Source organism: Marinobacter antarcticus (assembly GCF_900142385.1).
Classification (GTDB): Bacteria; Pseudomonadota; Gammaproteobacteria; order Pseudomonadales; family Oleiphilaceae; genus Marinobacter; species Marinobacter antarcticus.
The window spans coordinates 1,954,054-1,975,040 of record NZ_FRAQ01000001.1; the positions used below are offsets into that span (position 1 = coordinate 1,954,054).

A 20,987-nucleotide genomic window follows, 5' to 3' on the forward strand; every position below is an offset into this window, starting at 1 on the left:
TCCCTGTGGATTTCAATCTCAACGCCAAAAACGAGTCTTATCGAGCGCGGATAAGAGACTTTGTGGAACAGCATCTGTTGCCGCTGGAGAGTAATCCCGAAGCCTACGACGAGCATGAGAATATTGCGCTTGGGCATCTGGAAATTATGCGTGGCAAGGCAAAGCATGAGGGCCTGTGGTGTTTGCAGATCCCCGAACACCTTGGCGGGAAAGGGCTTGATATTTCGGGTATGGCGGCCTGTTACGAAGAAATGAACCGTTCAATTTTTGGTCCGGTGGTTTTCAATTCTGCGGCGCCCGATGATGGCAACATGATGGTATTGGCGAAGGTGGGTACCGAGGCGCAAAAGGAGCGTTGGCTAAAGCCCATTGTAGAGGGAACAGTGAGCTCCGCATTTGCAATGACGGAACCGCCTCCTGGCTGTGGTTCAGACCCCGGCATGATGCAGACAAGCGCAAAACGTGTGGGTGACAAGTGGGTTGTCAATGGGCATAAACACTATATTACGGGCGCCGCCGCAGCCTCTCATTTCATTCTGATTGCTCGAACCTCAGACGATGCCAGAAAGGGTTTAACCGCCTTTATGTTCCATAAGGATGATCCGGGGTGGGAAATTATTCGGCGCATTCCCATCATGGGGCCGGAAGAGCATGGCGGGCACTGCGAAATCCGGTTTGATGGTTTGGAAATCCCGGATGAGAACCGTCTGATGGAGGTTGGCGACGGCCTTAAGCTTACCCAGATTCGACTTGGGACTGCGCGGCTTACTCACTGCATGCGCTGGCTTGGTTTGGCGCGGCGTTCCCTCGAAATCGCTACCGAATATGTCAATACGCGTGAGTCCTTCGGTCAGACTTTGGCTCAGCGCGAAGGTGTGCAATGGCTATTGGGCGAGGCTGCAATGGATATCCAGGTCGGTCGCTTACTGACCATGCACGCTGCCTGGAAGCTCGACCAAGGCGACTTTGCCAGAAAAGAAGTCTCCATGGCCAAAGTGGCGGTTGCCGATACCCTGCACAAGGCCGTAGACACCGCAATTCAATTGTGTGGTGCGAGAGGCTACTCCAAAGACACTCCGCTGGAATGGATCTATCGCTATGCGCGCCAGGCGAGGCTGGTTGATGGCGCATCGGAGATTCATAAGATGGTGTTCTCAAAAACATTGTTGGCCGAGCGCGCCGACTTCTGGCGTTGGGGAGTGTAGGGCTGATGTCTGAGCTTGCGGAGGTCTTCAGCCGGTTTGTCGCTCACCAATCCGGTGCTCGAAGCGCCAAAGTGATCGAGTTTGAAAAGCTCTCCGGGGGAGCCATTCAGGACAACTTCGGATTGAGCCTGGAAATCGAAGGTGGTCAGCGATCAGGTCTTCAGAAATTTGTGGTGCGCCAGGATGCCCCTTCAGGCGTTGCGGAAAGCCTGTCGAGGCCCGAAGAGTTTCGGGTGCTGGAAGCTGCGTTTAAAGCGGGAGTTACCGTCCCGGAACCGCTTTGGCTTTGCGAAGATCCTGATGTCAGCGGGCAGCTGTTTTATGTCATGACCCGGGCGGACGGGAGCGCATCACCACGTAAGTTGGTCAAGTCGGATTTAACAAGTGAGCAGCGCCGCACTATTGTGCGACGGCTAGGTGCAGAGCTTGCCAAATTACATACGGTGCGACCACCGGTGCGCTCTCTGGGCTTCCTGACATTGCCCGATCAAGGTGATGCGGCGCTGAGCCGTGTAGCGATTTACCGGCGGCACCTCCGAGAAATTGCGGAACCCCATCCCGTTCTGGAATGGGCACTGAACTGGCTGGAAGACAAAACGCCCGAACCGGGTCCAACGGTGTTGTGTCATTGCGACTTTCGAACCGGAAACTACATGATGGCTGGTGAAAAGCTGACCGCTATCCTGGATTGGGAGTTTGCGGCCTGGAGTGATCCTGCGGAGGATCTCGGTTGGTTTTGCAGCCGCAGCTGGCGGTTTGGTGCGAATGAGCGGGAAGCGGGCGGGGTCGGTGATAAGCAGGATTTTCTGGACGGTTACCGCGAAGCGGGTGGCGCTGAGATTGATCCGGTGGCCGTTAGTTATTGGGAAGTGATGGCTCTCGTGCGCTGGGCCATGATCGCGCTTCAACAGGCGCGCCGGCACATCTCAGGCGAACAGCGCTCGTTAGAGTTGGCGCTGACCGGTCGAATGGTTGCGCAGATGGAGTGTGATTTGTTGGCTCAGATTCAGGAACTGGAGGACGACCAGTGATCAATAAACCGGACATTCATGATCTATTGACGGAAGCTCGCCAGGTGCTAATGAACTCGCTGACACCAGAGCTTACAGGCACGCGAAAATACGAAGCACTGATGATTGCTAACGCCATGGGAATGGCAATCCGTGAACTTGGGCAGAGTGAGCAGGCCAAGGTGGAGGAGGCCGATCGAGCCGTTAGCGCATTCTTGGGGGTGCAATCTCAACCAAATTATAATGTTGAATGCGAGGAATCTCTTGCTGAGGCGATTCGCGAGCGTCGGCTGGATGGTAGAGATAAGGCCCTGCGTGAAGTGCTCCGAACTTTAACGGAGGCTCGTTTGGGAATAAACAGCCCGGGCTACCTGAAACGGTGAAGCATGGATAAGTACAAAAAGTTCGACAGAACACGCGCAAATTTTTCAGCACTGACGCCACTTACGTTGCTGCAGCGCTCGGCAACCGTGTATCCGGATAAACAGGCCGTAATCGATGTCGACCTGGAGCTTTCCTATGGAGAGCTATACCGGCGCTGCTGCCAAATGGGCGATGCGCTGAGGCGCAGAGGTGTTAACCCTGGGGATACGGTCGCCATACTAAGCCCGAATAGCCACGAGATGCTTGAGTCCCACTACTCTGTGCCGATGGCAGGTGCCGTCATCAACACGATTAATATTCGCCTGGATGCCGCAACGCTCTCTTTCATTTTGGGGCATGGCGAGGCCCGTGTTCTGTTCTATGACACAGATTGGGAGAATGTGGTGCGTGCTGCGGTCTCGGAGCTGGAAGTGCCGCCGCTTCTGATTTCTATCGAGAGTAAAGCAGGCGTGAGTGATGGGCTTGCGCAACAGGACTATGAAAGCCTCCTGCTAGAGGGGGATGCGGAGGCCAGTTGGCAGCGTCCCAGTGACGAGTGGGATGCTATTGCTCTGAACTACACATCGGGTACCACGGGCAATCCGAAAGGTGTGATTTACCACCATCGTGGTGCTTTTCTGGCCGCGATGACCAACTCCATGGTGTTTCAAATGACGCCTGAGACGGTCTACTTGTGGACTCTTCCGATGTTCCATTGCAACGGTTGGGCCTACACCTGGGCGATAACGGCAGTGGGTGGAACCCACGTTTGTCTCAGGGACGTGGATCCGATGAAAATTTATCGCCATATCGAGACTTACGGAGTGACTCATATGTGCGGGGCGCCGGTGGTAATGAATATGTTGCTGCAGGAGCTCGGGCGAGAGGAGCTGAAGCTGTCCCGTTCGACCCAGTTCGCTTTGGGTGGTGCCGCGCCCCCGAGCAGTGTGATTCGAAAAGCGGAAGAGATCGGTTTTCAGATTACTCACCTTTACGGTTTAACCGAGACATTTGGCCCGTCCGCATTGTGCGTGCCTCAGCCCGAGTGGCAGGCCCTTCCGCTGGAACAAAGAGCATTGAAAATGTCCCGTCAGGGCGTTTCCACACATGGGCTGGATGAGATCGCTGTTCTCGATATTGTCAGTGGTGAATCCGTGCCTGCTGATGGCAAAACCATGGGTGAGATCTGTATTCGGGGAAACACCGTGATGAAGGGCTATCTGAAAAATCCGGAAGCCACGGCCGATGCCTTCAGTAATGGCTGGCTTCACACGGGCGACCTGGCGGTCATGCACCCTGACCACTACGTCGAGATTCGGGACCGGGCCAAGGATGTCATCATATCCGGCGGAGAGAACATCTCCAGCCTTGAGGTTGAGGAAGTGCTTTACCGGCACCCGCAGGTCTCCGAGGCTGCTGTAGTAGCAATGGCTGACGAAAAGTGGGGCGAAGTACCTTGTGCTTTTGTCAGTTTGATTGAAGATAGTGAAGAGATTAGATCCGAAGACATTATAGCTTTTTGCAGGGAGCACATGCCGCATTTTAAGGCGCCCAGGAAGGTGGTGTTTGGTGAGTTGCCGAAAACCGCCACAGGGAAGATCCGCAAAAATATTCTCCGGGATTCGTTGGTCCCATGATAGGTCTGACCGCGGTCAGAAGGAGGTTGCGATAGCGTCCAGAAGGTTTTTTAACCATTAAAAACAATGACAACAACGAAGGGGCATTACAATGATAAAAATATGCGCAAAAAAAATCCTGGTTGCGATGACCGCAGCCGCTACGATTGGTGCCGCAAGCACCAGTTACGCGGAAGAGCCAATCCGTATAGGGGGAATCTACATTCTCTCTGGCAGCGCTGCGACCTATGGTGAGTTTGCCCAGAAGGGCATTAACCTCGCGGTCGATGAAATCAACGGTTCTGGTGGAATTTTGGGCCGTCAAGTCGAGATGGTCTATGAAGATAGCCAGGGTAAAGCGTCGGTGGCCATACAAGCAGCCCGGAAATTAGTTTACTCCGAAGGTGTTGACGCCTTGGTAGGGCTGGATAGTTCCGGTGTTGCCCAGGGCATGGTGCCGACAATACCCGAGTTGCAGAAACCACTCATTATTACCCACGCAGCCACGCCCGACGTTACCGGAAAACTGTGTAATGCGCTTACCTACCGTATCAGCGTAAACGTTGCCCAGAATATGAAGGCAGCTGCTCTGGTGGCTGCAAAACTTGATGCCACTAACTGGACGACTATCGGCCCGGACTATGCTTTTGGTCACCAGTCCTGGGAGTTCTTCGGAAACTACCTGAAAGACATCAAGCCTGATGTCAACCTGATGTCGGAGACCAATTTCCCGCGTTTTGGAGCTGAAGATTTTACTCCGTTCATTGATCGGGTTATGGACTCTGATGCTGACGGTGTTCTTATCTCTGTCTGGGGTGGCGATCTGGTCAACTTCGTTCGTCAGGCCAACAATCGCGGATTCTTTGAAAAAGACTATGAACTGCTGTTTACCGTGGGTGCAGCGACCGAAGTGTTATCTGCTCTTGGCGACGAGATGCCGGAAGGCGTTCACCTTTCTACCCGGTACTGGTACGACGCTTATGATAACGACGTCAATGTCCACTTTGTTAAGGCGTATATCGATGCCTACGGCGTCCCGCCCAGCTATAACGCTGAAGGTGCCTATGCAGCTATTTATGCCTATAAAAAGGCAATGGAAGCAGCGGGCACTACTGATGGCCCCGCAGTTGCAAAGGCACTTAGTGGGATGAGCATGGAAGCCCCGAACGGCACGATTACGTTCCGCAAAGGCGATAACCAGGCAATGGTCAGTCCGAACTGGGGTATTTCAGGCCCAATGAATTCTAAGTATGGTATCCGCACACTGACTGATCTGCAGATCTTTGACGGCGAAGATGTGGCCCGTTCTATCGAAGAGACCGGTTGCAGTCTCTGAACTAGAGATTGCCTGAACGATTGCCGTGGCGCCCATTGGGTGCGTCACGGCACCGGCCCTAACGAAACGAGGTATTCCATGTCTGGCATCGGATCGGCGTTGTTGAATAGTCTTGATATCGGGCTTCTGCTGTTCATTATCGCAGTGGGACTTAATATCGTGTTTGGTGTTCTGAACATCATCAACTTTGCTCACGGAGCGCTCTACATGCTGGGGGCGTACCTGGCATTTACCCTGATCAACATAGTAGGAATGCCATTCTGGGCAGCGTTGCTCTTGGCTCCGCTTGGCGTGGCTATATTGGCGGTCCTCATTGACCGGTTTTTATTACGGTATATTTATTCCAGGGATATAGGAGACAGCTTGTTACTCACTTTCGCGCTTCTGTTAATCATTAACGAGAGCGTGCGAATGATCTGGGGGAGTGGAATTCAGGTCGTTCAGCCACCGCAGTTGCTGGCCGGGTCGATTGATATTATCGGTAGCTCCATACCGACATACAGCCTGTTTGTGATTGTCATGGGTCTGGTGCTACTGGCTGGGCTCTGGTTCCTGTTTAACCGGACCCGAATCGGTCGAATCATGCGTGCTGCCGCGCTGGACCGCGATATGGCAGAGGTCTTGTGTATCAATACCCGGCTGGTGGTGACCGGTGTGTTTGCCTTTGGCGCCTGGCTTGCGGCTGTCGGCGGTGTGATTGCCGCACCGATGCGTGCACTGGATCCCGGCATGGGCGACAAGATTATTATCGAATCCTTTATTGTGGTGGTTATTGGTGGTCTTGGAAGTTTTCCAGGCGCCTTGCTCGGGGCCATTATTCTTGGGCTGATCCATGGCTTTGGTGGTCGTTATTTTCCTGAGGTGAACATGCTTTTGCCATTCCTGGGAATGGCGCTGGTTCTGTTGTTCAAACCTAATGGCATTATGGGTAAAGGGGCGGCCGCATGAAGATCAGGATTTTATGGGCCTTGCTGGCTTTGGTGATTGCTGGGCTGATTGCGGTGCCTTGGATTGCCTCTTATTTTTATGTTTTCATTTTCACCGAAATTCTTATTCTGGGTTTGTTCGCCGCCAGTTTTAATCTCATTTTTGGCTATACAGGAATGCTGAGTTTCGGCCATGCCGCCTTCTTCGGTATCGGCTCCTACGCTATGGCACTGGTGTTAATACATCTGGAGTTGCCGTTCGTCGTCAGCCTTCTGGTATCCATGGGTGTCTCCGCTCTGTTGGCCTTGGTCATTGGTTTTTTCTGCGTCCGGCTGAATGAAGTGTATTTCGCCATGCTGACCCTGGCCTTTGGCATGATGGTTTTTGCTATTGCATACCAGTGGCGCTCTGTCACCAATGGCAGTGATGGGCTGGCTGGCTTTTCTCTGGGCTCATTCGGTCTCGGGCTTGATCTGACTCTGGGGAATCCAGCTGTCTATTATCATGTGGTGTTGGCAATCGTTGCCATTGCCTCGGCGGTGCTATATCTGATTTGTCGCAGTTCATTCGGCATGATCCTGAGAGCTATTCGCCAGAATCCCGAGCGGGTGTCATTTGCTGGTCTGAATGTGCGCACTTATCGGTTGGCGGCCTTCGTGATTGCAGGATCTTTTGCTGGCCTGGCAGGTGGCTTGATTGCTCCGTTCCTTCGCGTAGCGAGCCCCGAACTGCTGCATTGGTCGATGTCTGCGGAGCCGATACTGATGGCTATCCTGGGTGGTACCGGCTATTTTCTGGGTCCGTTCATTGGCGCTGCGGTGTTTGTGCTGCTGGAAACCTGGATCACCAGCTTTACAGAGTCCTGGATGCTTGTTCTCGGTATCATTCTCGCCCTGATGGTTATTTTCTTCCGCAAGGGCTTGCTGGGTACCGTCCTTGACTGGTGGATGGAGATAAAGAAATGACTAATCCAATTCTCACCATATCGAATCTTACCAAACGGTTTGGCGGAAACGCAGCGGTCTCGGGCATCAATCTGGAAGTTATGCCGAAGGAAACCATGGCCATCATTGGCCCCAACGGCGCTGGCAAGACGACGTTCTACAACATGGTTTCTGGCCGTATGCAGCCCTCTGAGGGCAGTATCACGCTTGATGGTAGAGACATCACTGGTCTGCCGCCCCATAAAATTAGCAGATTGGGAGTTTCACGTTCTTTCCAGATCAACAACATTTTTCCTGAGATGACGGTTCAGGAAAACGTCGAAGTCGTGTTGTCGGCCTACCATGGCCATAGTCGCAAGCTGTTTAATGTTGCGTCTCGCAATACCGGTATTCAGCAGGAGGCGGTCGAGCTCCTCAAGCGCCTGGGTATCGATAGCCTCAAGAATCAACGTGCCGAGGTCATCAGTTATGGTGACAAGCGTCTGTTGGAGATAGCGATGGTTCTGGCAACGCGACCAAAACTCGTTTTGCTGGACGAGCCTACTGCGGGAATGACGCCGGATGAAACCCGGCGAACCACACGGCTGATCAAGAGTCTGGCAGAGAGTGGCGACTATACGTTCCTGATCACTGAGCATGATATGGATGTGGTCTTCGATGTGGCGGATCGTATTCTGGTGATGCACCGTGGCGAAAAGTTGTTTGCTGGCACTCCATCTGAAGTGAAGATCCATCCGGAGGTTCGGCGTGCCTACTTGGGTGAGGAAGAAGACGAAGTGACCGAGGAGACCGGCGCATGATTCTTGATGTTCGCAATATCCAGACGTTCTATGGCGAAAGCCAGGCGCTTCAGGGCGTTACTCTTCAGCTGGAAGAGGGTGAGACTGTTTGTCTACTAGGCCGTAACGGTTCAGGAAAGAGTACAACACTGAAAAGTATTATTGGCTTAACGCCTCCGCGGTCCGGTGAAGTGATTTTCGACGGCAAGCAGATTCAGGGTTTGCCGCCGCACCGAATTGCCCGTTCAGGCATTGGTTATGTGCCGGAGGATCGCCGGATTTTTCCCAGCCTGAGTGTCCGGGACAACCTCGAAGTGGCCGCTTATCAGCGCAAGGGGAGTGCCGCCCGTTGGACAGTGGACAATATCCTCAGGAAATACGAAATGCTGGGAGAGCGAGAAGATCAGGACGGAGCTACTTTGTCCGGCGGACAGCAGCAAATGCTGGCAGTAGCTCGTTCGCTGATGATTCAGCCAAGACTGCTGTTGCTGGATGAACCCAACGAGGGGTTGGCCCCCGTTATTGTGAAGCAGATTGGGGAGCTGATTGACGATCTTAGTCAAACCACGACCATACTGTTCACTGACCAGAGTGTTCAATTCGCACTTAAACATGCCCAGCGCGCCTACATCCTGGAAAAGGGGCAGGTTGTCCATCAGGCCAGTAGTGACGAGCTGCGAGCTGATCAGGCAACTCAGGAAAGGTTCTTGTCGGTCGCGTAATCTGGCCTGGGATAACCGCTGAAGGAGCAGATATGCGTGGCAATTATGATTGAAGACTATGAAGCATTCCGCAGTGAACTGAGCCTGTCGAAGGAGGATGTGATCCGTGATGTTTACCGTCAGAACAAAGACCGTATCAGCATCAAAAAGGAGGCAACTGCGGTCAAGAATCTGACACGGATCATTGAGTCAACGCTTCGCTTGGCTAATTCCAAGGGTTTTCACGCGATGACATTGAGGGATTTGTGCGCGGATTCAGGGATGAGCATGGGTGGGTTATACGCCTACATTAGTAACAAAGCCGACCTGATTCATCTGATTCAAAGCCATGGTTTTATTATCACGCGCCGAACGCTTCTCCATTACACGAGTCAGGTCGAGGATATACGCGATCGATTGTTCGCCGCCATCAAGGCGCACCTGTATCTGAGCGAACAAATGCGGGCCTGGTTCTATTTTTCTTACATGGAGGCAAAAAGTTTGCCGGCTCCGGAAAAGCGCGACGCTGTCGCGATCGAGCTTGAAATTGAGGAAATTTTTCTGAATTTGATTGAAGACGGCATAAAAGCAGAGATATACGAAGCCAAAAACGCCCGTTTGGTTTCCCTGATGACAAAAGCCTTGTTGCAGGATTGGTATTTGAAACGCCGAAAGTATCGTGATCAAAATATTGGCGTTGATGACTACGCTGTATTTGTCAGGGATGTGATTGAAAATTATTTGCTCTGGAAACGTTGATTTTCCCTTGTGAGGACTGTGATGACTATTAGTTTGGCAAACCCGAAATTCTTGTGTGAAAGCGCTTACATCAACGGAACGTGGGTTCAGGCCCAATCCGGTAAGGTTTTCTCAGTTATCAACCCTGCGAATGGAGAGAGCCTGGCCACAGTGCCAGACATGGGCGCGGAAGACACGGTATTGGCAATCCGAGCGGCGGAGGCTGCGTGGCCTGAGTGGCGCGCCCGAACAGCTAAGGAGCGTGCGGGTATCCTTCGCCGGTGGTTTGATTTGGTTATGCATCATCAGGAAGACCTGGCTCGACTGATGACCGCCGAACAGGGCAAACCGCTTGCGGAAGCACGGGGTGAAGTAGGCTACGGAGCGAGTTTCATTGAGTGGTTTGCCGAGGAAGCCAAGCGGGCCTATGGCGATGTGATTCCCGGTCACGGCCGGGATAAGCGGATTATAGTCATTAAGCAGCCTATAGGGGTGGTGGCAGCGATCACACCATGGAACTTTCCAGTGGCTATGATTACTCGCAAGGTAGCTCCCGCGCTTGCGGCCGGTTGTCCGGTTGTCGTCAAGCCTGCTGAAGATACCCCTTTGTGCGCCCTTGCGTTGGCAGTGCTGGCTGAGGAGGCGGGGGTTCCTCCAGGAATTTTCAATATCATAACCTGCTCTAAAGCCCGAGCGCCGGAGGTGGGTGAAGAGTTAACGACCAACCCAATCGTTCGCAAAGTATCGTTCACCGGCTCAACGCCGGTTGGTAAGTTGCTGATGCGCCAGGCTAGTGGCACTGTCAAGAAAGTGAGCCTGGAACTGGGTGGCAATGCCCCATTCATCGTTTTCGACGATGCCGATCTTGATGCGGCAGTAACCGGGCTTATGGCATCCAAATATCGCAACACCGGGCAGACCTGTGTCTGCGCCAACCGTATCTATGTCCAGTCTGGAGTCTATGATGCGTTTGTTGAGAAACTGAAGACGGCTGTCGGCAAGATGGTTGTCGGTGCCGGTCTCGAAGGTGAGACCCACCAGGGGCCGCTGATCAATCAGGCGGCTCTGGACAAGGTTGAGCGGCATATCTCCGATGCGACGGCTAAGGGAGCGAAAGTCGTTTTGGGGGGGAAGGCGCACGCGCTTGGCGGAACCTTTTTCGAGCCGACCATCCTTACCGATGTAACACAGGAAATGGTGGTGGCCAGTGAAGAGACGTTCGGCCCGGTGGCACCGCTGTTTCGGTTTGACACTGAAGAGCAGGCGATTGCCATGGCCAATAATTCGGAGTTTGGTCTGGCTGCTTACTTCTACAGCAATGACGTACGACGCATATGGCATGTGGCCGAGGCTCTTGAAACCGGCATGATTGGTATCAACGACGGGATTATTTCTACAGAGGCGGCGCCCTTTGGCGGTGTTAAGGAAAGCGGTCTGGGCCGGGAAGGTTCACGATACGGCCTGGATGAGTTCATGGAACTCAAATACCTCTGCCTCGGTGGCATGCGTTAGGTGCCCAACTAAAGGAAAATTGGATGTCAGGCTCCCTGTCTCACCTTCGTGTACTTGATCTTTCCAGAGTTCTGGCTGGCCCTTGGGCCTCCCAGATCTTGGGAGATCTGGGAGCAGATGTCATCAAGGTGGAGCGACCACAAACCGGCGATGACACACGCTCGTGGGGCCCGCCTTTTTTTCAGGGGGATGATGGCAGCGCCGAGATTTCTGCCTATTTCCTGAGTGCCAATCGCAATAAGCAGTCCCTTGCCATTGATCTGACGCATCCTGAAGGGCAGAAGCTGATTCGTAGGCTGGTAGCCGAGTCAGATGTGGTGCTGGAAAACTTCAAAGTGGGTGGTCTCAAGCGATACGGTCTGGACTGCGAGAGCCTGCAACGCATCAACCCGAAACTGATTTATTGCTCGATTACGGGGTTTGGTCAGGACGGGCCCTATTCAAATCGGCCCGGCTATGATTTTCTGATTCAGGCTATGGGTGGATTGATGAGTATCACCGGGCACCCTGACGGTGAGCCCGGGTCTGGTCCAATGAAGGTAGGGGTAGCATTGACGGACATTATGACCGGGCTCTATGCCACCATCGGTGTACTTGCCGCCCTTACCCACAGGGACCGGACGGGAGAGGGGCAGCATGTAGAGACCGCGCTGCTGGACGTTCAGGTAGCCTGTTTGGCTAACCAGGCGATGAATTACCTGACTACGGGTAAAGCGCCGGCCAGAATGGGAAATGCTCATCCCAATATTGTCCCTTATGAAGACTTCCCAACGGCAGACGGCAACATGGTACTGACGGTCGGCAACGACCTGCAATTTGCTCGGCTTTGTGAGGTGCTCGGAAATCCTGAGTGGGCCATCGACGAAAGGTTTGCGACAAACCGGGCCCGTGTGGCTAATAGGAAAGAGCTGATCCCCAAGTTGAGACAGGCGACCGTCATGCGTTCAACCCGGGAGTGGGTTGATGTCCTGGAAAGTGCAGGAGTGCCTTGCGGACCCGTAAACACAATAGATCAGGTATTTGACGACCCACAGGTTGTGGCAAGAGAGATGTGCCAGAAGATAGCTCACCCGAACCTGGGAATGGTGCCAACGGTCGCAAATCCGATCAAGTTGAAACTGACGCCCGTGGAGTATCGCAGGGCACCGCCACTCCTGGGGGAGCAGTCGGCTCAAATCCTGCATCGAATTATCGGCCTTTCTGAGCAGGAGATTGAAGCACTTAGGGCGAGTCATGTTATTTCATGACGCGGTGAGTTGGATCGTGCATTCAGTTTACTCCGCCGTCGACAAATGACTTCGAATCAGCTCAGCCAACTGCTTCGCCGGCTCCGAAGGCCTGCCGGATGGCCGGTGCAGGGCAATCTCCACGGATTGTAACGCAGGCATACCGCTGCGTTCGTCGATCACTCGCAGCTGGGGTGTGAGCATATTCCGCGTGATAACAGCCACTGCCAGCCCTGCTGCGACTACCGGCATGAGGCCGGTCATTGACTGGCTGGAATAGGCCATTCGCCAATCCCGCCCTGCGTTTGCCAAAGCCTGCTCGGCAACCTCCCGGAATACGTCGGCGCCGGGGGAGTAGAGTGCCAGAGGTATCGGGTCGGTTAGCGATGGCTGGGCGTTGGCGCCGACGGCCCACATCAGAGGCTCGCGCCGGATGACTTCGCCTCCCGGGGATCGTGACTGGCGGGTCACCACCGCCAGATCCATGTTTCCCGCCTGTACCTGCTTTACCAGCTCGACGCTTGATCTGCAGGTAACCTGTAACTGCACAGCGGGAAACAGTCGGTTGAAGTGAGAGAGTACCGAGGTCAGCAGGAACGCATAATCCTCCGGAATGCCGAGGTTCAGCTGCCCGGAGATCTGGCGCTGCTGTACGTCATCAACGGCTTCATTATTCAGTTCGAGCATCTTTCTGGCGTACCCCACCAGCTTCTGGCCTTCGGCCGTAAACCGAATGCGTCGCCCATCCTTTTCGTGAAGCGGAACGCCGAGCGCGGCTTCGAGGCGATTCAGCTGCATGCTCACTGTGGACTGGGTATAGGCCAGGCGCTCCGCTGCTGCCGTCACGGTTCCGGTGTCTGCAATGGTCACCAGCGTGAGGAGCATGTTCAAGTCGAGTACGCGCGTTCTCAATGTATCAATCCTGTTGATGTTACCTATCAAAAACCATTGATGTTGTGATGAATCTTAGGTGTATAGCCTGTGACTGTCGAATCCAATTCACCCGCAGCAACAGGAGTATCGATAGTGCGCATATTGACAAGCCCCTCTCGTCCAATTTTTATCAGTATTATCGCTGCTCTTTTTGCCGTTGTGCTTTGGTCCGGCGCGCCTTTGCTGGTGGACCTGGCAAGTTCGGTACCGCCCTTCCAGCTCACTGCTATTGCTCTTCTGAGTGGTGCGTTAGCGGCTCTGCCCACAAGTATCCGCTCGTGGCGAAATCAAGGTCGCCAGAAGGCTAATGCGCCGATTTCTTTGAAATGGAAGTTGGCTATTTATGGCCTGGTGCCGGCGTTGATACTTGGGGCTATTGGCGGTTATCTGACGGGGATTGGAATGGCGCCGACCGCCGAGGCAGCGCTGATTACCTATACCTGGCCGGTCATGTTCATTGTGATGAGCCAGTGGCTTTTCCATCGCAGGATTCCGCTTCCTGTTCTGTGTGGCGCACTCATCGCATTCTCTGGCGCTGCGGTGTTACTTTCCTCGGAAGCGGGGAGTGAGGGAGCTTCAGGATACATGGCAGGGTATGCGCTGGCGTTGATGGCGGGTTGCTGCTGGGCATTGTATTCGTGGATTTGCCAGGCGGCGCCCGTTGCAATTGCGCCAATTATGCCCGGCCTTTTTCTGCTGGCGGCTGTGGGAGCAGGGATAGCGGATGTTCTTTCCGGCAGTGCTTTCGGGTTGCCATCCGGCCTGGCTCTTGTTGCCGGCATTGCTCTTGGCGTTGGGCCTTATGGGATTGCCATGGTGGCATGGGACCTGGCGCTGCGTAACGGGCCGGCAGCGCTGGTGGGCAGCCTTGCCTATGGCGTGCCGGTGCTGGCGGCTGCATTCCTGGTGATTGCCGGCGTTACGGCTCCGGACTGGCGGTTACCACTTGCGGCTCTGCTGGTGGTTGCCGGATCGGTTGTAGCATCCATGAAGCGGGGCGATGATCGTCTGAAATGTTGATGCAAAAGTAATAGACTGCATGTTGACGGATTTATCGCTGCAACCCGGTGACCTATTAAAAGACCAACGCTGCAAAATCTCCTGAGACGGCCGGCTGATGAAGCTGGCCAGAACTTCGTGGCCGTGTGTGTATCGCTCACTTTCTGCTTTGTTGTTTATTCGATGCTGCTGGTAGCCGTGCCGGTCTACGGCCTTGAGCTCGGAGCTTCGCCCCTTATGCTGGGTGTTGTTCTGAGTTCTCAGTACCTGCTTCCTTTTTTGCTGGCCATTCCTCTTGGCGGCGTGGTGGCGCGCCATGGTGGCCGGATCACGCTGCTGGCAGGCGCGCTTCTGATGACTGCGGGGCTGCTGCTGATGCAGGTTTTACCTGGCTATTACGGGCTCATTGGTGGCCAGCTATTAGTCGGGCTGGCGCACCTTCAGATGGTGTTGTCGGCCCAGACGATTATCTCATCGCTGGCAGCCGGGCCTAAGCTGGAAGGCTATTTTGGCTGGTATGCCACCTGGCTGTCTGGCGGGCAGGTGATTGGCCCCTTGCTGGCAGGGGGCTGGATTCATTGGGTGGGTGGCGTCGATAATCTGTTTCTGGTTATGGCCGGTATTGCTTTACTGGGCGGGCTCGCAGGCCTTGCGCTGACCGGTGATGCGACTCTGGGCATGTCGGTGACCGGCAAACAGACCGGTTTCAGTGCCCAGGCCTCACTGATGCGCCGCAATACCGGCGTTCAGGTCTCTATCGCAATTACGGTCGCGGGCATGTTTGCTCTGGGCATCTACGGCAGTTATTTGCCCGTCTATCTTGATAGCCTGGAAATGAGCGCTGTGATGATCGGCGTGCTGGTGAGCCTGAGATCCGGTGTTTCCATGGTGATACGGCCGTTTATTCCCCGGATTATTGGCGCCGTTGGCGGACGCGAGCGAGCAACAATCCTGGCGCTGTGCACGGTGTCTGTGGGACTGGCCTGCTTGGGATTCGCGGTGAATGCGCCTGCTATTGCGCTGTTATCAGTTCTGGTGGGGTTGGGCGGAGGTCTCACGCAACCCCTGTCGATGGTGGTTCTGGCAGAGAGTGTAAGGCGGGAGCAGCGGTCCGGCGCTCTGGGTATGCGCCTGATGGCCAATCGGGCTGTTCACTTTCTTGCCCCTCTCATGTTCGGCGCAGTTCTTGGTACGAGTGGCTTTGGCGTTTCGTTCGGGCTTTCGGGTATGTTTGTAGCACTGGTGGCCGTTGTACTGCTCCGGTTACAAACCCGACACCGGGATTCCGAGCCTGGCACTCCTGGGTGAGCGCAAGGTCATTCAACACTCCCTACCGGTATCGTCTGGGTATTCTTGATCTCGCGCAGTGAGAAGTTGGAGTTAACTTGTGCGATGCCCTGCAAGGTGAATATCTTTTCGTTCAGGAACCGGTCATAGCTGGCCATATCCGGCACGATCACCCGCAATACGAAATCCGCATTCCCGGTAACCGCGAAACACTGAAGCACCTCCGGGTAGCTGCTCACCTGCTGTTCGATCTCCGCCGTGCTGTCTATGGTATGTCTCTGAAGTGACAGGTTGACCAGTACACACAACCCCTGGCCGATGCGCTCCGGGGCGAGCTGCGCGCTGTAACCCGTGATCACGCCGGTTTCCTCAAGTGTTCTTACCCGACGCCAGCAGGCCGCTGGTGATAGCCCGATCTGTTCCGCCAGTTGCTGGTTACTGATTCGCCCATCCTGCTGCAGTACGGCAAGAATGCGCTGGTCGAGTTTGTCCAGTTCTACCTGTTTCATTTGGTAACACCTGATTTTTTCCAAAGGATCTTCTGTTCTATTGTCATTTATCAAAGAATCTTTCGCAACTAGGGGTAATTGCCACCTAATACGCAAGCACCTTTTGCGAACTTCCCTCTAGACTTTTGGTTATAAAATCGACAAAAGGAGGGCTCCATGTCCACCGACATCTCTCAGCTAGATAATTACACGCTTGAAGATCGCTACCTGCGGGACTCTGGCCGGGTATTCCTCACCGGAACCCAGGCGCTGGTTCGCATTCCTTTGATGCAGGCCGCGCTGGATCGCAAGCTGGGGCTCAACACCGCAGGCATGGTGAGTGGCTACCGTGGTTCACCCCTGGGTGCTTACGACGTTGCCCTATGGCAGGCGCAAAAACATCTTGATGAAAACCGCATCGATTTTGTACCCGCGATCAATGAGGATCTTGCGGCGACCATTATGCTGGGTACCCAGCAGGTAGAGACTGATGACGATCGCCAGGTGGATGGCGTGTTCGGGATCTGGTACGGCAAAGGGCCCGGAGTTGACCGCGCGGGGGATGCGTTGAAGCACGGCACCACTTACGGCAGTTCCCCCCACGGTGGTGTGCTGGTGGTTGCAGGAGATGACCACGGCTGTGTGTCGTCCTCCATGCCGCATCAGTCTGATGTAGCGTTTATGAGTTTTTTCATGCCCACGATCAACCCGGCCAACATTGCCGAGTATCTGGAGTTTGGGCTTTGGGGCATTGCGTTGTCGCGTTACAGCGGCTGTTGGGTCGGCTTCAAGGCGGTTTCTGAAACCGTGGAAAGTGCTGCGTCGGTAGAGCTGCCGCCGTTGCCGGAGTTTGTGACCCCGGACGATTTTACACCACCGGAAACCGGCCTTCATTATCGCTGGCCGGATCTGCCGGGGCCTCAGTTGGAAACCCGCATTGAGCATAAGCTGGCGGCTGTGCAGGCGTTTGCCCGAGCCAACCCGATCGACCGTTGCCTGTTTGATAATGCCCAGGCGCGCTTTGGCATTGTGACCACCGGTAAAGGCCATCTTGACCTGCTGGAAGCGCTTGACCTGCTGGGCATTGATGAAGACCGGGCCCGTGAAATGGGGCTGGATATCTACAAAGTGGGTCTGGTCTGGCCGATCGAGCGGCGCGGTATTCTCAACTTTGTTCACAACAAGGAAGAAGTGCTGGTTGTTGAGGAAAAGCGGGGGATTATTGAGAGCCAGATCAAAGAGGCTATGTCGGAACCGGATCGCCCCGGCGAGGTTTTGATTACCGGTAAGCAGGATGAGCTGGGTCGCCCACTGATTCCTTATGTTGGTGAGCTGAGCCCCAAATTAGTAGCCGGCTTTCTGGCAGCCCGCCTTGGCCGCTTCTTCGGTGAAGATTTCAGCGAACGCCTGGCGGCCATAAACTGTATGAGCAACGCCCAGGATCCGGGTGGCGTAAAGCGCCTGCCGTATTTCTGTTCGGGATGCCCCCACAACACCTCCACCAAAGTGCCGGAAGGCAGCAAGGCGCTGGCCGGGATCGGTTGCCACTTTATGGCGTCCTGGATGGGTCGTAACACGGAATCGCTGATCCAGATGGGCGGCGAAGGGGTCAACTGGGTTGGCAAAAGCCGTTATATCGGCAATCCCCATATATTCCAGAACCTGGGTGAGGGCACCTATTTTCATTCCGGGTCCATGGCTATTCGCCAGGCCGTTGCGGCCGGCATCAACATCACCTATAAGATCCTGTTCAACGACGCGGTGGCCATGACTGGCGGCCAGCCCGTGGACGGTCAGATCACCGTACCGATGATTGCGCAACAGGTCGCCGCCGAGGGCGTGCGCCGTGTGGTTGTGCTCAGTGATGAGCCGGAGAAGTATGACGGCCACAAGCAGCTGTTTCCGGATGACGTAACCTTTCATGACCGCACGGAGCTGGATAACGTACAGAGAGAATTGCGGGATATTCCCGGTTGTACCATCCTGATTTACGACCAGACCTGCGCCGCTGAGAAGCGCCGCCGGCGCAAGCGCAACCTGTACCCGGACCCCGCCAAACGGGCGTTTATAAACCATCACGTGTGCGAAGGTTGCGGCGATTGTTCTGTGCAGTCGAACTGCCTTTCTGTGGTGCCGCGTCAGACCGAACTTGGCCGCAAACGCAAGATTGACCAGTCGTCCTGCAACAAGGATTTCTCCTGCGTTAATGGCTTCTGCCCGAGCTTTGTGACCATCGAAGGTGGCCAGCTGCGCAAATCCCGCGGCATGGACACGGGCTCTTTGCTCACGGGCAAACTTACTGATATTCCGGAGCCGGTTCTGCCAGAGCTTAAGGGATCCTACGATCTATTGGTCGGTGGCGTGGGTGGCACAGGCGTAGTAACTGTGGGCCAGCTCATCACCATGGCAGCTCATCTGGAATCCCGGGGCACCTCGGTGCTGGATTTCACCGGCTTTGCCCAGAAGGGCGGAACGGTACTCAGTTACGTTCGCATGGCGCCGTCTCCGGACAAACTGCACCAGGTTCGTATCAGTAACGGCCAGGCCGATGCGGTGATCGCTTGTGATCTGGTGGTTGCTTCCTCCCAGAAAGCGCTGAGCGTTCTGCGGCCCAATCACACCCGTGTTGTGGCCAACGAAGCCGAGCTGCCTACTGCAGATTATGTGCTGTTCCGGGATGCGGACATGCAGGCAGACAAGCGTCTGGACCTGATCCGTAACGCTGTTGGCGATAACAACTTTGCACAGATGGATGCCAATGGTATTGCCGAGAAGCTGCTGGGCGACACGGTATTTTCCAACGTGATGATGCTGGGCTTTGCCTGGCAGCGGGGGTTGTTGCCACTGTCACAAGCCGCGCTGATGAAAGCCATTGAGCTGAATGGCGTGGCGGTTGAACGCAACAAGGAAGCCTTTGGCTGGGGTCGAGTGGCCGCGACGGATGTAAAAGTCATCACCGATCTGTTGAACACCGGCGAGGCACGGGTAGAGGAAGTGAAACCGGAGCAGGGGCTGGATGAGCTGATTAACATCCGCCACAAGCATCTGGTGAACTATCAGAACCGTCGCTGGGCCGATCGCTATACCAAGCTGGTAAAGCAGGTGCGTGAGGCAGAAGAAACACTGGGCGAGAACAACAATTTGCTGACCCGCGCCGTAGCCCAGCAGTTATACCGGTTTATGGCTTTCAAGGATGAATACGAAGTGGCCCGCCTGTTCGCGGAAACCGACTTCATGAAGGAGGTGAATAATACCTTCGAGGGTGACTTCAAGGTTCACTTCCACCTGGCTCCGCCCATCATGAACCGTGGCACCGACGCTCAGGGTAGGCCCAGGAAACGCCAGTTTGGCCCCTGGATGTTCCGGGCGTTCAAACTGCTGGCGAAGTTCCGGATGCTGCGCGGCACCGCTATCGATCCGTTCAGCTATTCCGCCGACCGGAAGATGGATCGGGCGCAGTTGAAAGACTACCAGCAACTGGTGCAGCGGATAGTCAGTGAGCTGGATGCCAGCAATTACGACACGTTCCTTCAGCTGGCGGAGCTGGCCAGTGAGGTACGGGGCTATGGCCCGGTTCGTGAGCAGGCAGCAGAAGCTGTTCAGGAAAAGCAGTCACAGCTGATCAAAGCGCTGGATACAGGTCGCCCGACACTGATTCGAACCAGTCAGGCAGATAACAAGGAGGCAGATCATGTTTGAGACGCTCAAGCAGTTACCTCAGGACCCGATCCTGCAGCTGATGCAGACGTTCCGCGACGATACCCGGCCCGACAAGGTCGATCTGGGTATCGGAGTCTATAAGGATGACGCAGGCAAAACGCCCATCATGGCGTCGGTTCATGAAGCCGAGCGGCGCCTGCTTGAAGGTGAAACCACCAAAAGCTATGTGGGGCCTGCGGGATCCGCTGGTTTCAATGAGTCCATGGCGCGCCTTATTCTGGGGAACAGTAACAGCCTGATCCGCGATGGCCGTACCTCGGTGATTCAAACGCCGGGCGGTTGCGGCGCCCTGCGCATGGCGGCCGAGTTTTTCCGGCTGTGCCAGCCGGACACAACGGTGTGGGTCAGCACGCCCACCTGGGCAAATCACATGCCGTTGCTGGGCGGTGCCGGCCTGAACATTCGCGAATATCCCTATCTCAATCGAGAGACGTTAACGGTAGATTTCCCCGCCATGCTCGAGACGCTGGAAGGTGCTAAAGCAGGGGATGTCGTGTTGCTTCACGGGTGCTGCCATAACCCGTCCGGTGCCGACCTGACGTTTGAGCAATGGCAGACGGTTACCCAGCTGATCCAGCGCAAGGGGCTGCTGCCCTTTGTGGATATGGCTTACCAGGGTCTGGGCGAGGGGCTTGAGGAAGACGCAGCTGGCCTGCGGTATCTGGCGGGCCAGGTACCGGAAATGGTCGTTGCCGCTTCCTGCTCAAAGAACTTTGGCCTGTACCGGGAGCGCACGGGTGCCCTGATGCTGATCTCGGCCACCGGCGCAATTAACACGGCGGCAACCAGCCAGCTGTTGAGCGTTGTGCGTTCCCACTATTCCATGCCCCCGGCCCACGGCGCCGCTATCGTCGAAACCATTCTGGGTGACGACGCATTGCGCGCTGGATGGCAGAGTGAACTGCGCGGTATGTGTGAGCGCATCCTTGGCCTGCGGCATGCCTTTGCGGACGCACTGGCTCCTTTGGGTGACTTTGGATTCATTGCCCGGCAGCGAGGCATGTTCTCGTTCCTGGGTATAACACCGGAACAGGTTCGCCAGTTACGGGAAGAGCACGGCATCTACATGCTGGAAAGCAGCCGGGTGAACGTGGCAGGCCTGAATGACCGGGTATTGCCAACAGTTGCCAGCGCGATTCGTAGCGTTATGTAGCGATCAGTTATTCCCCTCGCAGCACAAAATCAGAGCCTCTTTTACAGAGG

The 20,987-nt window shown here is 55.1% G+C and carries 18 protein-coding genes; 16 read left to right on the forward strand and 2 right to left on the reverse strand.

Translation table 11 applies throughout. The annotated features are described in order from the left end of the window. Positions 1-5: 5 nt before the first annotated feature. From BUA49_RS09180 to BUA49_RS09235, 12 genes are all read left to right on the forward strand, one after another. The gene (locus BUA49_RS09180; protein ID WP_072797795.1) at positions 6-1,205 is read left to right on the forward strand and encodes an acyl-CoA dehydrogenase family protein; all 1,200 of its coding nucleotides are present in this window, start codon (positions 6-8) and stop codon (positions 1,203-1,205) included. Between the two features lie 5 nt (positions 1,206-1,210). Next, positions 1,211-2,236, forward strand: a complete 1,026-nt coding sequence (locus BUA49_RS09185; protein ID WP_072796858.1) for a phosphotransferase family protein — start codon at positions 1,211-1,213, stop codon at positions 2,234-2,236. Continuing rightward, entirely contained in the window at positions 2,233-2,598 is a 366-nt protein-coding gene (locus BUA49_RS09190; RefSeq protein WP_072796859.1) for a DUF6285 domain-containing protein, read from the forward strand. Before BUA49_RS09185 ends, BUA49_RS09190 begins: the two co-directional genes overlap by 4 nt. Positions 2,599-2,601: 3 nt before the next feature. Next, entirely contained in the window at positions 2,602-4,215 is a 1,614-nt protein-coding gene (locus BUA49_RS09195; RefSeq protein ID WP_072796860.1) for a long-chain-fatty-acid--CoA ligase, read from the forward strand. 91 nt (positions 4,216-4,306) lie between these two features. Then, positions 4,307-5,530 carry an ABC transporter substrate-binding protein gene (locus tag BUA49_RS09200; protein ID WP_072796861.1) on the forward strand — a complete coding sequence of 408 codons (1,224 nt, stop codon included), beginning with the start codon at positions 4,307-4,309 and terminating at the stop codon, positions 5,528-5,530. Positions 5,531-5,608: 78 nt separating this feature from the next. Beyond that, on the forward strand, positions 5,609-6,478 hold the full coding sequence (locus BUA49_RS09205; RefSeq protein WP_072796862.1) for a branched-chain amino acid ABC transporter permease: 870 nt from the start codon (positions 5,609-5,611) through the stop codon (positions 6,476-6,478). Further along, positions 6,475-7,422, forward strand: coding sequence for a branched-chain amino acid ABC transporter permease (locus BUA49_RS09210; protein WP_072796863.1), 948 nt, complete (start codon positions 6,475-6,477; stop codon positions 7,420-7,422). Before BUA49_RS09205 ends, BUA49_RS09210 begins: the two co-directional genes overlap by 4 nt. Then, positions 7,419-8,201 (forward strand): ABC transporter ATP-binding protein, encoded by a 783-nt coding sequence (locus BUA49_RS09215; RefSeq protein ID WP_072796864.1) that lies wholly within the window; start codon positions 7,419-7,421, stop codon positions 8,199-8,201. Before BUA49_RS09210 ends, BUA49_RS09215 begins: the two co-directional genes overlap by 4 nt. Further along, entirely contained in the window at positions 8,198-8,902 is a 705-nt protein-coding gene (locus tag BUA49_RS09220) for an ABC transporter ATP-binding protein (protein WP_072796865.1), read from the forward strand. The genes BUA49_RS09215 and BUA49_RS09220 overlap by 4 nt, the downstream gene beginning before the upstream one ends. A gap of 45 nt (positions 8,903-8,947) precedes the next feature. Then, positions 8,948-9,640, forward strand: coding sequence for a TetR/AcrR family transcriptional regulator (locus tag BUA49_RS09225; protein WP_072797797.1), 693 nt, complete (start codon positions 8,948-8,950; stop codon positions 9,638-9,640). Between the two features lie 27 nt (positions 9,641-9,667). Continuing rightward, complete coding sequence (locus BUA49_RS09230) at positions 9,668-11,131, forward strand: NAD-dependent succinate-semialdehyde dehydrogenase (protein WP_323807515.1); 1,464 nt, start codon at positions 9,668-9,670, stop codon at positions 11,129-11,131. 23 nt (positions 11,132-11,154) lie between these two features. Then, positions 11,155-12,378: a CaiB/BaiF CoA transferase family protein gene (locus BUA49_RS09235; RefSeq protein ID WP_072796867.1), complete on the forward strand. Its 1,224-nt coding sequence runs from the start codon at positions 11,155-11,157 to the stop codon at positions 12,376-12,378. 27 nt (positions 12,379-12,405) lie between these two features. Here the strand turns inward: BUA49_RS09235 and BUA49_RS09240 are convergent, their stop codons facing one another. Further along, entirely contained in the window at positions 12,406-13,269 is an 864-nt protein-coding gene (locus BUA49_RS09240; RefSeq protein ID WP_072796868.1) for a LysR substrate-binding domain-containing protein, read from the reverse strand. A gap of 114 nt (positions 13,270-13,383) precedes the next feature. On the opposite strand from BUA49_RS09240, the gene BUA49_RS09245 reads away from it, so the two are divergent. Together BUA49_RS09245 and BUA49_RS09250 are read left to right on the forward strand one after the other, a co-directional pair. Then, positions 13,384-14,310: a DMT family transporter gene (locus BUA49_RS09245; protein WP_072796869.1), complete on the forward strand. Its 927-nt coding sequence runs from the start codon at positions 13,384-13,386 to the stop codon at positions 14,308-14,310. A gap of 117 nt (positions 14,311-14,427) precedes the next feature. Beyond that, positions 14,428-15,597: an MFS transporter gene (locus BUA49_RS09250; protein ID WP_267283709.1), complete on the forward strand. Its 1,170-nt coding sequence runs from the start codon at positions 14,428-14,430 to the stop codon at positions 15,595-15,597. An 8-nt stretch (positions 15,598-15,605) separates the two neighbouring features. Here the strand turns inward: BUA49_RS09250 and BUA49_RS09255 are convergent, their stop codons facing one another. Beyond that, positions 15,606-16,085 (reverse strand): Lrp/AsnC family transcriptional regulator, encoded by a 480-nt coding sequence (locus tag BUA49_RS09255; RefSeq protein ID WP_072796871.1) that lies wholly within the window; start codon positions 16,083-16,085, stop codon positions 15,606-15,608. A 156-nt stretch (positions 16,086-16,241) separates the two neighbouring features. On the opposite strand from BUA49_RS09255, the gene BUA49_RS09260 reads away from it, so the two are divergent. Beyond that, a complete protein-coding gene (locus tag BUA49_RS09260; protein ID WP_072796872.1) occupies positions 16,242-19,763 on the forward strand; it encodes an indolepyruvate ferredoxin oxidoreductase family protein in 3,522 nt (1,173 codons plus the stop codon). Further along, the gene (locus BUA49_RS09265; protein ID WP_072796873.1) at positions 19,756-20,937 is read left to right on the forward strand and encodes an amino acid aminotransferase; all 1,182 of its coding nucleotides are present in this window, start codon (positions 19,756-19,758) and stop codon (positions 20,935-20,937) included. The genes BUA49_RS09260 and BUA49_RS09265 overlap by 8 nt, the downstream gene beginning before the upstream one ends. Positions 20,938-20,987: the final 50 nt, after the last annotated feature.

Coding starts and splice junctions, on each gene's coding strand:
- BUA49_RS09215 (WP_072796864.1), top strand. CDS start 7,419: ATGACTAATCCAATTCTCACCATATCGAATCTTACCAAACGGTTTGGC.
- BUA49_RS09260 (WP_072796872.1), top strand. CDS start 16,242: ATGTCCACCGACATCTCTCAGCTAGATAATTACACGCTTGAAGATCGC.
- BUA49_RS09185 (WP_072796858.1), top strand. CDS start 1,211: ATGTCTGAGCTTGCGGAGGTCTTCAGCCGGTTTGTCGCTCACCAATCC.
- BUA49_RS09200 (WP_072796861.1), top strand. CDS start 4,307: ATGATAAAAATATGCGCAAAAAAAATCCTGGTTGCGATGACCGCAGCC.
- BUA49_RS09225 (WP_072797797.1), top strand. CDS start 8,948: ATGATTGAAGACTATGAAGCATTCCGCAGTGAACTGAGCCTGTCGAAG.
- BUA49_RS09205 (WP_072796862.1), top strand. CDS start 5,609: ATGTCTGGCATCGGATCGGCGTTGTTGAATAGTCTTGATATCGGGCTT.
- BUA49_RS09265 (WP_072796873.1), top strand. CDS start 19,756: ATGTTTGAGACGCTCAAGCAGTTACCTCAGGACCCGATCCTGCAGCTG.
- BUA49_RS09235 (WP_072796867.1), top strand. CDS start 11,155: ATGTCAGGCTCCCTGTCTCACCTTCGTGTACTTGATCTTTCCAGAGTT.
- BUA49_RS09210 (WP_072796863.1), top strand. CDS start 6,475: ATGAAGATCAGGATTTTATGGGCCTTGCTGGCTTTGGTGATTGCTGGG.
- BUA49_RS09255 (WP_072796871.1), bottom strand. CDS start 16,085: ATGAAACAGGTAGAACTGGACAAACTCGACCAGCGCATTCTTGCCGTA.
- BUA49_RS09220 (WP_072796865.1), top strand. CDS start 8,198: ATGATTCTTGATGTTCGCAATATCCAGACGTTCTATGGCGAAAGCCAG.
- BUA49_RS09195 (WP_072796860.1), top strand. CDS start 2,602: ATGGATAAGTACAAAAAGTTCGACAGAACACGCGCAAATTTTTCAGCA.